Annotated in this window: 8 protein-coding genes and 1 pseudogene; 6 read left to right on the top strand and 3 right to left on the bottom strand. The window is 72.0% G+C overall.

Translation table 11 applies throughout. The features are described from left to right. Positions 1 to 153 precede the first annotated feature (153 nt). Positions 154 to 1,245, top strand: a complete 1,092-nt coding sequence (locus OHU35_RS32385; protein ID WP_372498752.1) for a lytic polysaccharide monooxygenase — start codon at positions 154 to 156, stop codon at positions 1,243 to 1,245. Positions 1,246 to 1,324: 79 nt separating this feature from the next. Here OHU35_RS32385 and OHU35_RS32380 read toward each other — a convergent pair whose 3' ends face one another. After that, a complete protein-coding gene (locus OHU35_RS32380; RefSeq protein WP_405507793.1) occupies positions 1,325 to 2,245 on the bottom strand; it encodes an aminoglycoside phosphotransferase family protein in 921 nt (306 codons plus the stop codon). A 237-nt stretch (positions 2,246 to 2,482) separates the two neighbouring features. Here OHU35_RS32380 and OHU35_RS32375 point away from each other — a divergent pair. The 5 genes and pseudogenes from OHU35_RS32375 to OHU35_RS32355 form a co-directional block, all read left to right on the top strand. Then, positions 2,483 to 5,200 (top strand): annotated as a pseudogene (locus OHU35_RS32375) (SpoIIE family protein phosphatase); the annotation flags it as partial. Positions 5,201 to 5,742: 542 nt separating this feature from the next. Next, on the top strand, positions 5,743 to 6,825 hold the full coding sequence (locus tag OHU35_RS32370; protein ID WP_372498753.1) for a sugar ABC transporter substrate-binding protein: 1,083 nt from the start codon (positions 5,743 to 5,745) through the stop codon (positions 6,823 to 6,825). Between the two features lie 15 nt (positions 6,826 to 6,840). Continuing rightward, entirely contained in the window at positions 6,841 to 7,620 is a 780-nt protein-coding gene (locus tag OHU35_RS32365) for an ATP-binding cassette domain-containing protein (RefSeq protein ID WP_189721680.1), read from the top strand. Continuing rightward, a complete protein-coding gene (locus OHU35_RS32360) occupies positions 7,611 to 8,903 on the top strand; it encodes an ABC transporter permease subunit (protein WP_189721681.1) in 1,293 nt (430 codons plus the stop codon). Before OHU35_RS32365 ends, OHU35_RS32360 begins: the two co-directional genes overlap by 10 nt. Before the next feature lie 61 nt (positions 8,904 to 8,964). Next, positions 8,965 to 10,317: an ABC transporter substrate-binding protein gene (locus OHU35_RS32355; RefSeq protein ID WP_189721682.1), complete on the top strand. Its 1,353-nt coding sequence runs from the start codon at positions 8,965 to 8,967 to the stop codon at positions 10,315 to 10,317. Positions 10,318 to 10,325: 8 nt separating this feature from the next. Here the strand turns inward: OHU35_RS32355 and OHU35_RS32350 are convergent, their stop codons facing one another. Both OHU35_RS32350 and acnA read right to left on the bottom strand, forming a co-directional pair. After that, complete coding sequence (locus OHU35_RS32350; RefSeq protein WP_405507790.1) at positions 10,326 to 11,822, bottom strand: sensor histidine kinase; 1,497 nt, start codon at positions 11,820 to 11,822, stop codon at positions 10,326 to 10,328. Between the two features lie 144 nt (positions 11,823 to 11,966). Continuing rightward, a complete protein-coding gene (gene acnA, locus OHU35_RS32345) occupies positions 11,967 to 14,681 on the bottom strand; it encodes an aconitate hydratase AcnA (protein WP_308400937.1) in 2,715 nt (904 codons plus the stop codon). Positions 14,682 to 14,684: the final 3 nt, after the last annotated feature.

Genomic DNA, 14,684 nt, shown 5'->3' with positions numbered 1-14,684 from the left:
ACAACCGCGCCCCTCGGCGCTAACTTCCGCAACAGGCGGGGTGGGAGCGCTCCCATCACGGTGGACCGGAACCCGCCCTTGAGTCGCTCCCACTCCGCGCATCCCCACACACGCATCCGCAGGCCCGTATCCCAAGGAACGGATGATGCTGTCATGATCCTGACAAAAGAGCCGGGAAGGCTCACGATGTCCCGATTAACGCTCCCCACCCGGGCCAGGGCCCTCTTCCTCGTCCTGCTCTCCCTGCTCGTCACGGTCCCGGCCCTCGGTCTGGTCATGACGGCCGGCGGTGAGGCGGAGGCCCACGGCACTCCCATGAAGCCCGGCAGCCGCACCTTCCTGTGCTGGCAGGACGGTCTGACCGACACCGGTGAGATCAAGCCGGTCAACCCGGCCTGCCGGAACGCCCAGCAGGTCAGCGGCACCACGCCGTTCTACAACTGGTTCTCGGTGCTCCGCTCGGACGGCGCCGGCCGCACCCGGGGCTTCGTGCCGGACGGCGAGCTGTGCAGCGGCGGCAACACCAACTTCACCGGGTTCAACGCGCCCAGCAAGGACTGGCCGCTCACGCACCTCACCTCGGGCGCGACGGTCGACTTCTCGTACAACGCCTGGGCGGCGCACCCGGGTTGGTTCTACGTCTACATCACCAAGGACGGCTTCGACCCGGCCAAGACGCTCACCTGGAACGACATGGAGGAACGGCCGTTCCTGAGCGTCGACCACCCGCCGCTGAACGGGTCCCCGGGCACGGTCGAGGCCAACTACTCCTGGACCGGCAAGCTCCCCGCCAACAAGGACGGCCGGCACATCATCTACATGGTCTGGCAGCGCTCCGACAGCCAGGAGACCTTCTACTCCTGCTCCGACATCGTCTTCGACGGCGGCAACGGCGAGGTGACCGGCATCAAGGAGCCGGGCAACCCGTCCGAGCCGGTGCCCGGCACGTGCACGGCCACCCGCAAGACGACCGGCAGCTGGAACGGCGGCTACCAGTCCGAGGTGACCGTCACCAACACCGGCACCGTCCCGATGCTCGGCTGGATGGTCGACTGGAACCTCCCCGCCGGCCACAAGATCGAGAGCTTGTGGAGCGGCAACGCGACCTACAACGGCCAGTCGGTGATGGTCCACAACGCCGGCTGGAACGGCTCCCTGGCTCCGGGCAGGAGCACGACCTTCGGCTACACCGCCACCGCTCCGGGCGGCGACAGTACGACGAGCCTGCCCTGCCGGGTGGGCTGAACCGCCACTTCGGGCGGGCCCGGTGACCGGTGAGCCCCGGTCGCCGGGCCCGCTGCCGGGTGACGGCACCCGCCCCGGGTCACGCGTGGTCGGCCGTGGCCAGGACGCGGTGCAGGGCGGCCTTGGCCGGTGGGCCCCACGTGGGCTTGCCGCCGGGGCGGCCGTGATCTCCGGCGTCTCCGATGATCATGCAGGCGAGGGCGCGCGCGACGGCCCAGCCTCGGGCGCGGCGCCGGGTCGCGGGGTCCACGGCCGGGCGGTAGAGGTCGAAGAAGCGGTCGGCGGCGCCGTCCGGCAACAGGTTCCAGGCGGCGGCGAGATCGCAGGCGGGGTCGCCTGCGCAGAGGTCGCCGAAGTCGATCACACCGCAGAAGGTGCCGTCGGCGGTGAGGACGTTGGCCGCGTGCAGGTCGGCGTGGAGCCAGACCGCGGGGCCCGTCCAGTCGGGCGCGGCGAGGGCGTCGTCCAGGATCGCGCGGATCGCCTCCGGGTCCTCGACCAGGCCCAGCTCCGTGGCCGTGGCGAGTTGGTGGGCGAACCCCTCGGCGTGCTCGGACAACGGCCCGCCGCGGCTCCGGCCCACGGGTGCGTCCTCGGGGGCGGGGCGGTGCAGAGCCGTCAGGAAGGCGGCCAGGGCCTCGGCCGATTCCGCCGCACGGGTGGCGGGGGCGCGGTCGGCGGGGGCGCCCTGCACCCAGGTGGTGACGATCCAGGCGTGCGGAAAGCGGTCGGAGGGCTCACCGAGGCGCTGCGGGACCGGCACCTCCAGGGGCAGCGTCGGGGCGAGTACGGGGAGCCAGGTGTGCTCCTTGCGCAGCAGCACGTCCACGGAACCCGTCGCCCAGGGCAGCCGCACGGCCAGGTCGTCACCGAGGCGCCAGAGCTGGTTGTCCCAGCCGCGCGCGCCGAGCCGCAGGGGGCGATCGGCCAGGTCGGGGTGCTGGTCGCGCAGCAGCTCCCGAATCAGTTCCGGCGTGATCTCGATCTCGGTGTGGGTCATGCGGCGCAACGGTAGCCGGGCGGCGGCACGGAGGGGCACGAGTGGCCGGAAATCGCGGGGTGCGCCGACCATGCCGGGCCGCCTGTCCCATATGTCGCTGTTATCCAGGTGTGCGATTCTGTTGTGTGGGTGCCCTGCCGCTCATGTGCGGCGTGGATCCGCCGTGTCGTCGTCGCCTGAGTTCCGGGGACTCCCACCTGCCGGTGGCCGCGGCACGGACGGGAGGTGGATGCGGACATGCCCCATTACGGCGATGCCCGGGCCGCGGTCCCCGGTCTTCGGGCGCCGGGGAACGGGGGCACCGGTCCGCCCCGCCCCGAGCCGGAGCTCGCCGCGCGGGAGCGGATCCTGGCATTCGCCGGGGTGGCACTGGCGGCCGTGTACGTACGGAGCGAGGACGGTACGGAACTCCGCTCGGTGGAATCGGCCGGCGCCGGGCCGGAGCGCTACGGGTTGCCGGGTCGGGTGCCGGTTTCGGAGGAGGGTGGACGTTCGCCGGTGGCGGGGGGTGGGGTGACCGGGGCCGGGGGTGCGGGTCCGGGACCTGACCCGGCCGAGCCGGGACCAAGCGGCCCCGCCGAGCCGGGCGGTGACGACGCCTCCGGGCCGGAGGGAGGCAGCGCCCCATCCGGGCCGGAGGGAGGCAGCACCGCGCCCCTGCCCTCCCCTGGTGACCCCCCAGGGGCGGATCGCGGAGGGGTGGCCATCGCCAAGGCCTTTCGGAGTGGGCGGGCGTTGTGGCTCGGGGATGTGGTGTTCGCCGGCCTGGAGGAAGGCGGAGCCTCCGCCGCGCCGCTCGGGGCGTTGCCGCTGGGGGCCGCGGGTGGGTGGCTGGGGTGTCTTGTCGTGGTGGGAGAGGCCGGGGAGGGCTTCGGGGCCGAGCAGCGGGAGTTTCTGGAGCGGTATGCCGAGGCGGTCGCCGGGCGGCTCCGGGGCGAGGCCGACCGGTGTGCTCCCTCGCCCCTGCTGGATTCGGCGCTGCGCGCCATGGGTGTCGGTTCCTTCGCCTTGGCGCCTGGCACCGGCCTGGTCGAGACGGACCAGGCCCTGCTCGAACTCGTCGGCATCCCCGACAACGGCTTCGACGGCAAGACCGACACCCTGCTCTCGTGCAGCGTTCCGGAGGACGTCCCCGCCCTGATGTCGGTGATCGAACCGTCCGCGCAGACCCCTGGGCGCCGGGAACTGGAGTTCCGGATCCGCCGGCCCACCGGCGAACTGTGCTGGCTGCGCCTGAACTGCCGCGTGCGGAAGGGGCCCGACGGCGCTCCGGAGCGGGTGCTCGGCGTGGTGACCGCCGCCCCCGTGCTGCGCCGGAGCGCCAGCGACGTCGCCCGGATCCAGTGGCTGACGGCCGCGCTCGACGACGCTGTGACGGTCCGGGACGTCAGCCGCGTGGTGGTGGCCGCGCTGCGCGAGCCGCTGGACGCCGACCGGGTGGCGCTCGCCGAGCTGCTGGAGGACCGGCTGGCGGTCACCGTGCTCGATCCGCCGAGTTCCGGCGCCTGGCCGGACCTGTGGCGGGCCGAGTGGCGCTCGGAGTGGCCCGACGCGCCGGTCGCCGCCCTGCCCACGCTCCAGGCGGCGCTGCGGGACGGGCGGATGAGCCTGTGGCCGGCGGGTGCCGTACTGGAGCCCGGGCTCCAGGGGATCGGCCCCGGCGGGCTCGCGGTCCTGCCGCTGCCGGCCAAGAGCAGGGTGACCGGGGTGTGCCTGGTCGGCTGGGACGCACCGCACGAGTTCGCCCCCGAGGAGCGGGCCCTGCTGACGGCGACGGCGGGGCTGGTGGGGCAGGCCCTGAAGCGCGCGCACGCCTACGACGCCGAGCAGGAGCTCGCGACGATGCTGCAGCGCAGTCTGCTGCCGCGCCGGCTCCCCCGGCTGCCGGGCGGCACCGCCGTGGCCCGCTATCTGCCCGCCCGGCGCGGGCTCCAGGTGGGCGGCGACTGGTACGACGTGATCGCGCTGTCGGAGAGCAAGGTGGCCCTGGTCATCGGTGATGTGCAGGGGCACAGCGCCGGGGCCGCGACGATCATGGGCCAGATGCGTACGGCGGTCCGGGCCTACGCCGTTGAGGGCCATCCTCCGGACGTGGTCGTCGGACACGCCAACCGGCTGCTCGTCGGCATGGAGACCGATCTGTTCGCCACCTGCTGCTATGTCGAACTGGACATGGAGGAGGGCAACGCGCTGTTCGTGCGGGCGGGGCATCTGTCCCCGCTGGTGCGTCTTCCGGACGGCGGCACCGAGGAGATCGCGGTGGAGGGCGGGCTCCCGCTGGGCGTGCTCGCGGACGCGGAGTTCCCGCTGACGGCACTCGCCCTGGCCCCGGGCTCGGTGCTCGCGCTGGTGACGGACGGTCTGGTCGAGTCGGCCGATCTGCAGGTGGACGAGGGCATGCGGCTCGTGCGCGAGGCACTCGCCGCGGCCGACCCCTCCGACCCGGGGCGGATGGCCGACGAACTGCTGGGCGACGCCGGCCGCCGTGAGGACGACGTGGCGTTGCTGCTGCTGCGCTACGACGGGATGCGGATCCGGCCGGTGCGGGCGGGCTGGGTGGTGTGGCGGCTGCCGGACGCGGTCATGCACGCCCGCCGGTTCAGCGCGCGCACGCTGCGCTCGTGGGACGTCGTGGCCGAGGCCGACACCGTCCTGCTGGTGGTGTCGGAACTGGTCACCAACGCGCTGGTGCACACACAGGGCGCGGTCCGTGTGGACCTGACCCTGGCCGCGGACCGGCTGCGGGTGACCGTGAACGACTCCTCGCCGCGCGCGCCCGCCAAGCCGGTGGTGGTGGACTGGGAGGCGACGGGTGGCCGTGGGCTCTTCCTGGTCGAGGCGATGTCGACGGCCTGGGGTTCGGTGCCGGTCGGCGGCGGCAAGCAGGTGTGGAGCGAGATCGTCGTGTCCCGGCCGGATCCGGAGCAGGAACCGGAACCCGAACAGGGAGCGGAACCGCCGCGGGTCGAGCCGGAGCGTGTGCCGGAGCCGGGCCGGACCTGGGAGCGCGGCTGGGACCTGGTCCGCGACCGGAGCTGGGGCATGGGCCGAAACCGCGACCGGAACAAGGGCCGGGATCGCACTCCGGACCCGAACCCGGGCCGCCGAATCCGTGGCCGGAACAGAGACCGGGACCAAGCCCCGGACCCGAACCCGGGCCGCCGAGACCATGGCCGAAGCCGGAACCAGGATCAGACCCAGGACTCGAATCCGGGCGGCCGAGACGATGGCCGGAGCAAGGACCGGGACCGGACCCCGGACCCGACCTCGAGCCGCCGAGAGCAGGGCCGGAACCAGGACCAGGGCCAGGCCCCGGACCCGGCCCCGAGCCGACCCCGCGACCACGACCACCGGCCTGGCCCGAACGGGCACAGCGACCAGACCCCGGAGCCGACACCCGGCCGGGCCCCAAGCCAGACCCCGGAGCCGACCCCGAGCCGGAACCCCGGCCGACGCCCCCGCCAGGGCCGAACACGGCCCGATGAAGGAGGTCCGCCGTGAGAGGGCGCAGATGGCGTGTGTTCGTCGCCCTGATGGCCGGTGTCCTGGCCGCGTCCCTGGCCGGCTGCACCGAGAACGGCGGTGAGGGCGGCGACAGCCTGACCCTCGGCCTGCTGCTGCCGAGCCGCGCGGTCCCCCGCTGGGAGCAGTCCGACAAGCCCCTGATCGAGAAGCGCGTGAAGGAGCTGTGCCCCGAGTGCACGGTGATGTACGCCAACGCCGAGAACGACGCGGCGAGCCAGCGGCAGCAGATGAACTCCATGATCACCAGGGGTGTCTCGGCCCTGATCCTGGACGTCGTGGATCCCAAGGCCCTGCGCTCCTCGGTCCGGGCGGCGGACCGCGAGGGCATCCCCGTGATCGCCTACGACCGGCTCGCCGAGGGCCCGATCTCGGGTTTCGTCAGTTTCAACGGCGGCCAGGTCGGCCGGCTCCAGGGCGAGGCGCTCCTGAAGGGCATGGGAGCCAGGGCCGACGGCGGCGGCGTCGTCATGATGAACGGCGATCCCTCCAGCCCCAACGCCGCCTGGTACGAGGGCGGGTCCCGGTCCGTCCTCCAGGACAAGGTGCGGATCCTCAAGTCGTACAGCACCCTGGGGTGGCGCACGGAGAACGCGCACGATCACATGGCCGCCGCGATCAGCGACCTCGGCCCGAACCAGATCGACGGGGTGCTGGCGGCCAACGACTCGATCGCCGCCGGTGTCATCGCGGCGCTCAAGAGCGCCCGTATCTCGCCGCTGCCCCCGGTCACCGGCCAGGACGCCGACCTCGACGCCGTGCGGCGCATCGTCGAGGGCGAGCAGTACATGACCGTCTACAAGCCCTTCCGGCAGGAGACCGAGGCGGCCGCCGCGATGGCCGTGGCCCTGGCGCGCGACAACGACCTCGACGCCCTCGTCACGCGGACCGTGGACAGCCCGACCACGCAGAACATCCCGGCGGTGCTGCTCACCCCGATCGCCGTGACGGCCGAAACGATCGGGCGGACGCTCATCCGGGACGGCGTCTACACGATCGACCAGATCTGCACCCCGAAGCTCCGGCCGGCCTGCGACCGGATCGGGCTCACCCGGTGAGGGACGTGATTCCCCGTGGCCCATCCCCCTGTTCTGGCGTTGCGCGGCATAACCAAACGGTTCGGAGGCGTGCAGGCGCTCGTGGACGTCGACCTTCAGGTACGGGCCGGTGAGGTCGTGGCCCTGGCGGGCGACAACGGCGCCGGCAAGTCCACGCTGATCAAGGTGATCTCCGGGGTCAGCCCCGCCGACCGGGGCGTCATCGAGTGGGAGGGGCGGCTCGTACAGATCAAGCGCCCGCACGACGCCCACGCTCTGGGCATCGCGACCGTCTACCAGGACCTCGCCATGTGCGACAACCTGGACGTCGTAGGCAATCTCTTCCTCGGCCGTGAGATCGACCGGGTCGGTGTCCTCGACGAGGTGGAGATGGAGCGCCGCTCCCGTGACCTGATGCGCGCCCTCTCGATCCGGATCCCCGACGTGCGGGTGCCGGTCGCGGCGCTGTCCGCCGGTCAGCGGCAGGCCGTCGCGATCTCCCGCTCGCTCATGGGGGCGCCCAAGGTCCTGCTGCTCGACGAGCCCACCGCCGCCTTGGGCGTGGAGCAGACCAGCCATCTGCTCGACCTCATCGAGGAGGTGCGCGACCGCGGTATGGCGATCATCCTGATCAGTCACAACATGGGCGACATCAAGGCCGTCGCGGACCGGGTCGCCGTGCTGCGGCTCGGGCGCAACAACGGTCTGTTCGACGTGAGCACCGTGACGCAGGAGCAGATCATCTCCTCCGTCACCGGAGCGGCGGACAACGCCGTGGCGCATCGTTCGAAGGGCGACGAGGAGGCATGGCCGTGAGCGGGGGCGGGACGCACCGGGACGGCGGGCCGGGCAGCGCCGGTCCGGTCGCGCCCGACCGTGGGCCGCGCACCCGGGGCTGGTCCGGCAACCTGCGCGACTACGCCCTGGAGGTACGCGGCAGTGTGCGGGACGGTGAGCGCGGGCCGCTGCTGGTCATCGCCGGGCTGATCGTGATCTGGTGCGTCTTCCAGGGGCTGGACGACAAGTTCCTCTCGCCGCGCAATCTGTCCAACCTCGGCGTGGGCATCGTCGGGACCGGTCTGGTCGCCGTCGGCATCGTGTTCGTGCTGCTGATCCGGGAGATCGATCTGTCGGTCGGCTCCGTCAGCGGCCTGGCGGGGGCCTCGTTCGCCGTGCTGAACGTGAACCACGGGATGCCGGAGTGGCTCGCGGTGGTCGTGGCCGTGGCGGTGGGCATGGCCGTGGGCGCCTTCCACGGGTTCTTCTTCGCCTCGCTCGGCGTGCCCGCGTTCGTCGTGACGCTGGCGGGCCTGCTGATCTGGAACGGCCTGACGCTCTACCTGCTGGGCGCGAGCGGCACGATCAACATCGACGAGGAGGGTCTGGTCGCCTCCCTGACCAGCCGGCATTTCGAGGACCCCGCGGCGGCCTACACGGTGGCTGCGCTCGGCACGGCCGGGTACTTCCTGGCCGCCCGGCGCAAGCGCGCCCGCCACCAGGCCGCCGGGATGCCGTACCGGCCGATGGGTGACATCTGGCTGCGCACCGGTCTTCTGGCGGGGATCACCTTCGCCGCGGCCTACACCCTCAACCGGTTCCAGGGGCTGCCGCTCGCGCTGCTGATCTTCCTGGTGGTCCTGGTCGTCTCGGACTACGTGCTGCGCCGCACCCGCTACGGGCGGCGGGTGTACGCGCTCGGCGGCGGGGTCGAGGCGTCGCGGCGGGCGGGCATCGCGGTGGCGCGGGTGCGGGTCGCGATGTTCATGGTGTCGGGGACGCTGGCCGCGTTCGGCGGGCTGTTCGTGGCCTCGGAGCTGACCTCGGCGAGCCCCACGACGGCCCGTGCCGCCGGTTCCGGGATGCTGCTGATCAACGCGATCGCGGCGGCCGTCATCGGCGGTACGAGTCTGTTCGGCGGGCGCGGCTCGCCCTGGTCGGTGCTGCTCGGGGTGCTGGTCATCCAGTCGATCGCCTCGGGCATGGGGCTGCTGGGGGTCGAGGACGCCGTGCAGTTCATGATCACCGGTGGGGTGCTGCTGGCCGCCGTGGCGGCCGACGCGCTGTCCAGACGTGGAGAGGCCCGTCGGGACCGCCCGTAAACCATCCCTTTTGTCTCCATATGCCTAATAAATGGCAAAGGTGGGTAGGGGCGGGGTTGTCATGAAGCGCAGCCGCCTCGCCCAGACGGCCATGGCAGCCACGGCCGTCCTAGGCCTGGTTCTCGCGGGGTGCGGTGACACCGACCCGCCCCGCGGCGAGCAGGCCGACCTCACGGTGCTCGCGATGGACGCGCCCCAGGTGCAGACCCTCAAGAAGCTCACCAAGGAGCACTTCACCGCGGAGACCGGCATCACGGTCGACTACACCCTGCTGCCGGAGAACGAGGCGCGGGAGCGGATGAACCGCGAGTTCGCGACCCAGGCCGGCAACTACGACGTGGCGAGCCTCAGCGCCTACGAGGTGCCGATCTACGCGGACAACGGCTGGCTCGCCCCGCTGGACTCCTATGTGAAGGCGGACGAGGACTTCGACCAGGCGGACGTCTTCCCCAACCTGGTGGCGTCGCTGACCGGGCAGGACGGCAAGGTCTACGCCGAGCCCTTCTACGGCGAGGGATCCTTCCTGATGTACCGCAAGGACCTCTTCCGCAAGGACGGGCTGGTCATGCCGCCGAACCCGACCTGGAAGCAGGTCGCCGACCTCGCCGCCCGGATCGACGGCACCGACGGCACCAGCGGCATCTGTCTGCGCGGCCTGCCCGGCTGGGGCCAGAACCTCGCCCCGATCAACACGGTCGTCAACACCTTCGGCGGCGCCTGGTACGACATGGACTGGAACGCGCGCCTGACGTCACCCGAGTTCAAGAAGGCCGTCGGCTTCTACGTCGACCTGGTCCGCTCCCACGGCCAGCCCGGCGCCGACCGGATGGGTGTGATGGAGATCCTGGACCGCTTCGTCGAGGGCAAGTGCGCCATGATGTACGACGCCACGTCGCTGGCCTCGTCGATCGAGGCCGACGGATCCTCGGTCAAGGGCAAGGTGGGCTATGTCCCGGCCCCGCACGACCGGACCGACAAGGCCGGCTGGCTGTGGACCTGGGCGTGGGGCGTCCAGAAGGCCTCCGACGACAAGGACGCCGCCTGGGAGTTCATCTCCTGGGCCTCCTCCAAGGAGTACCAGGACCAGGTCGGCCAGGAGATGGGCTGGACCTCGGCGCCCGCCGGGAACCGCAAGTCGCTCTACTCCAATCCCGAGTACCAGCAGGCGGCCGGCGCCTGGTACCGGCAGGAGTACTCCGCGGCGACGGACTCCGCCGACCCGAAGAGCCCCGGCGTCGGCCCCCGCCCCTACACCGGCATCGGCTTCCTGGGCATCCCCGAGTTCGCCGTGCTCGGTACGGCGGTCTCCCAGCAGATCGCCTCGGCCATCGCCGGCCAGCAGTCGGTGGACACGGCTCTGGAGAAGGCGCAGGACCTCGCCCAGGCCGCGGCGGCGAAGTACCGGGGCGAGTGAGCCGTCGGTCAGCGCTGCTCGGAGAGCCCCGGCACCTCGGCGGGCAAGGGCGGTTCACCCTCCGTCGCCGTGGCGGGAGGCAGCTCGACGGTGAACTCGGTGTGCCCCGGCGCGCTGCGCACGGCGGTGCGCCCGCCGTGGGCCGACGCGATCGCCTCGACGACGGCCAGACCGAGGCCGGACCCGGCGTCGCCCGGGCCGCGGCGCGAGCGGGAGGCGTCGGCGCGGGTGAAGCGGTCGAAGACCGAGGCGAGGAGGTGCGTCGGGATGCCGGGGCCGTCGTCCCTGACGCGGATGACGCGGCGCTCGGCGGTGGCCTCCACCGCGGCCACGACCGTGGTGCCGGGCGGCGTGTGCGCGCGGGCGTTGGCGAGCAGGTTCGCCACGGCCTTGCCCAGCCCCGTCTCGTCGCCGATGACCAGCGCCGGCGCGTCGAGGTGCAGCGCCAGCCGCCAGGTGCGCTCCGGGTCCGCTGCCCGTGCCTCCCGGACGGCCTCGGCGACCAGGGCCACCAGGTCCACCTCGGCGGACCGCGGGGGGCGGCCCTCGTCCAGCCGGGCCAGCAGCAGGAGGTCCTCGACCAGGCCCGTCATGCGCGCCGACTCGGCGGAGACCCGGCGCCAGGCCAGCATCGGCTCGACCGGGCCGGTGCCACGGTTCATGAGCTCGGCGTATCCGACGATCGACGCGAGCGGAGTACGGAGTTCATGGCCGGCGTCGGCGAGGAAGCGGCGCATCCGTTCCTCGCTGAGGCGGCGGGCGGCACGGTCGGTCTCGACCTGGTCGATCATGCGGTTGAGCGCGGCGCCGACCCGCCCGGCCTCGCTGCCGGGGTCGGTGTCCGCCTCGGCCACCCGGGGCAGGCCGGTGAGCCGGTCGTGGCCGAGCGGCGCCCGGGCGAGATCGGCGGCGGTGGCGGCGACCCGGCCGAGGGGGCGCAGCTGACGCCGTACGACCACGGCGCAGACGCAGCCCGCCACGGCGAGCCCGGCGGCCCCGACGACCGCCTCGACCACGACCAGGCGGTTCAGCACGTCCCGCACGTCGTCCATGGGCAGCCCGGCGAGGATTTGGACCCCGCTCGCGTCCAGCCCCGTGACCCGGTAGGTGCCGAGGCCGGGAACGGTCCGGGTGTGGGGTGTGCCGTCGGGGGCGAGGCCGCGCAGGGCGGCGCGCTGACCGGCGGTGAGGGTCAGCGGCTCGCGGTCCGGGCGGGTGACCGCAGCGGCGGTGACCGCGCCGCGCGCGTCGAGCCGCGCCGCGAGCAGCCCGTCGGGGTGGCCGTTCCCGGCGGGGAACGTCAGGTCCCGGTCGTCGCCGGGCCGGAGCGAGGCCACGGCCAGGCCGTGTTCGGCGGCGTCCATGACCCGGCCGTCGAGATGGTCCAGCAGCAGGGCCCGCTGGGCGAGGACGGCGGCGAGCGCCATCGCGGCGCAGACGGCGGCGAGGGCGGCGCCGATGCGGAGGAGGAGCCGGGTGCGCAGGGACCCGGGGGTGCCAGACATGTACCGATCCTGTCCCGGTCCGCTGAGGGAACCCTGTGTTCAGGCTGAGCACCGGCGATGTCCCCGTACGAACGGCGAAGGCCGCGCCCCCGGTCACCCGGGAACGCGGCCCTCGAACTGCCCCGAACTGCCCTACCGGTCCGCTTACTTGCGGATCAGGCTGCGCAGCACGTACTGCAGGATGCCGCCGTTGCGGTAGTAGTCCGCCTCACCGGGGGTGTCGATGCGGACGACCGCGTCGAACTCCACACCGGTGTCGGTGGTGACCTTGACCGTACGGGGGGTGGTGCCGTCGTTCAGCTCGGTGATGCCGGCGATGGAGAAGGACTCCTCGCCGGTCAGGCCGAGGGTCTCGGCGGACTGGCCCTCCGGGTACTGCAGCGGGATGACTCCCATGCCGATGAGGTTGGAGCGGTGGATGCGCTCGTAGGACTCGGCGACGACGGCCTTGACGCCGAGGAGCGCGGTGCCCTTGGCGGCCCAGTCACGGGACGAACCGGAGCCGTACTCCTTGCCGGCCAGGATGACCAGCGGGGTGCCCTGCTCGATGTAGTTGCGCGAGGCGTCGTAGATGAAGGCGACAGGGCCGCCGTCCTGCGTGAAGTCCCGGGTGTAGCCGCCCTCCGTGCCCGGCGCGATCTGGTTGCGCAGGCGGATGTTGGCGAAGGTGCCGCGGATCATGACCTCGTGGTTGCCTCGGCGCGAGCCGTAGGAGTTGAAGTCACGCCGCTCGATGCCGTGCTCGGTGAGGTACTTGCCGGCCGGGGTGTCGGCCTTGATGGCACCGGCGGGCGAGATGTGGTCCGTCGTCACCGAGTCGCCCAGCTTGGCGAGCACGCGGGCGCCGGTGATGTCGGAGACCGGGGTGGTCTCCATCGTCATGCCCTCGAAGTACGGGGGCTTGCGGACGTAGGTCGACTCGGCGTCCCACTCGAAGGTGTTGCCGGTCGGGATCGGCAGCGCCTGCCACTGGGCGTCGCCCGCGAAGACGTCCTGGTAGGACTTGTTGAACATGTCCTCGCCGATGGCGTTCGCCACGACGTCGTTGACCTCGGCCTCGGTCGGCCAGATGTCCTCGAGGTAGACCGGCTTGCCGTCCTGGTCGGTGCCCAGCGCGTCCTTGGTGATGTTCACCTTCATGGAGCCCGCGATGGCGTACGCGACGACCAGCGGCGGGGAGGCCAGGTAGTTCATCTTGACGTCGGGGTTGATACGGCCCTCGAAGTTCCGGTTGCCGGAGAGGACCGAGGTGACCGCGAGGTCGTGCTCGTTGACGGCCTTGGAGACCTCCTCCGGCAGCGGGCCGGAGTTGCCGATGCAGGTGGTGCAGCCGTAGCCGACGAGGTTGAAGCCGACCTTGTCGAGGTAGGGGGTGAGCCCCGCCTTGTCGAAGTAGTCGGTGACGACCTTGGAGCCCGGGGCGAGGGTGGTCTTGACCCACGGCTTGCGGGTCAGGCCCTTCTCCACGGCCTTCTTCGCGACGAGCGCGGCGGCGACCATCACGTACGGGTTCGAGGTGTTGGTGCAGGAGGTGATGGCCGCGACCGTCACCGCACCGTGGTCGATCTCGTACGTGGAACCGTCGGGGGCGGTGACCGTGGTCGGGCGGGTCGGTACGCCGTTGGTGGTGGCCGGGGCGTCGGAGGCCGGGAAGGACTCCTTGCCCGCCTCGTCGTCGTCCTCGACGTAGTTGCGTACGTCGAGCGCGAACTGCTGCGCGGCGTTGGCCAGGACGATGCGGTCCTGCGGGCGCTTCGGACCGGCGATGGACGGGACGACCGTCGACAGGTCGAGCTCGAGCTTCTCGGAGAAGTCGGGCTCGGCGGCCGGGTCGAGCCAGAGGCCCTGCTCCTTGGCGTACGCCTCGACGAGCGCGACCTGCTGCTCGGAGCGGCCGGTCAGGCGCAGGTAGTTCAGGGTCTCGCCGTCGATCGGGAAGATCGCGGCGGTGGAGCCGAACTCCGGCGACATGTTGCCGATGGTGGCGCGGTTGGCGAGCGACGTGGCGGCCACGCCCTCGCCGTAGAACTCGACGAACTTGCCGACGACGCCGTGCTTGCGCAGCATCTCGGTGATCGTGAGGACCAGGTCGGTGGCGGTGGTGCCCGGCTTCAGCTCGCCGGTCAGCTTGAAGCCGACGACGCGCGGGATGAGCATGGAGACCGGCTGGCCGAGCATGGCGGCCTCGGCCTCGATGCCGCCGACGCCCCAGCCGAGGACGCCCAGGCCGTTGACCATGGTGGTGTGCGAGTCGGTGCCGACCAGGGTGTCGGGGTACGCCTGGCCGTTGCGGACCATGACCGTGCGGGCCAGGTGCTCGATGTTCACCTGGTGGACGATGCCGGTGCCGGGCGGGACGACCTTGAACTCGTCGAACGCGGTCTGGCCCCAGCGCAGGAACTGGTAGCGCTCCTTGTTGCGGCCGTACTCCAGCTCGACGTTCTGCTTGAAGGCGTCGTTGGTGCCGAACTTGTCGGCGATGACGGAGTGGTCGATGACCAGCTCGGCCGGGGCCAGAGGGTTGATCTTCGCCGGGTCGCCGCCCAGCTCCTTGACGGCCTCACGCATGGTCGCGAGGTCCACGACACAGGGCACGCCGGTGAAGTCCTGCATGATCACGCGGGCCGGCGTGAACTGGATCTCCTGGGCCGGCTGGGCCTGCGAGTCCCAGCCGCCAAGGGCGCGGATGTGGTCGGCGGTGATGTTCGCGCCGTCCTCGGTGCGGAGGAGGTTCTCCAGCAGCACCTTCAGGCTGTAAGGGAGGCGCGCGGCGCCCTCGACCTTGTCCAGCCGGAAGATCTCGTACGACTCGTCGCCCACCTGCAGCGTGCTGCGGGCGTCGAAGCTGTTCGCCGACACGAC

This window comes from Streptomyces purpurascens (assembly GCF_045040895.1).
Lineage (GTDB): Bacteria > Actinomycetota > Actinomycetes > Streptomycetales > Streptomycetaceae > Streptomyces > Streptomyces purpurascens.
Note: the sequence above shows the minus strand (reverse complement) of the source record. Positions and strands in the feature narration are given on the sequence as shown.

Bases quoted from the DNA above. Each gene is read 5' to 3' on its own strand.
- OHU35_RS32385 (WP_372498752.1), top strand. From the start codon at position 154: ATGATCCTGACAAAAGAGCCGGGAAGGCTCACGATGTCCCGATTAACG.
- OHU35_RS32380 (WP_405507793.1), bottom strand. From the start codon at position 2,245: ATGACCCACACCGAGATCGAGATCACGCCGGAACTGATTCGGGAGCTG.
- OHU35_RS32360 (WP_189721681.1), top strand. From the start codon at position 7,611: ATGGCCGTGAGCGGGGGCGGGACGCACCGGGACGGCGGGCCGGGCAGC.
- OHU35_RS32355 (WP_189721682.1), top strand. From the start codon at position 8,965: ATGAAGCGCAGCCGCCTCGCCCAGACGGCCATGGCAGCCACGGCCGTC.
- OHU35_RS32350 (WP_405507790.1), bottom strand. From the start codon at position 11,822: ATGTCTGGCACCCCCGGGTCCCTGCGCACCCGGCTCCTCCTCCGCATC.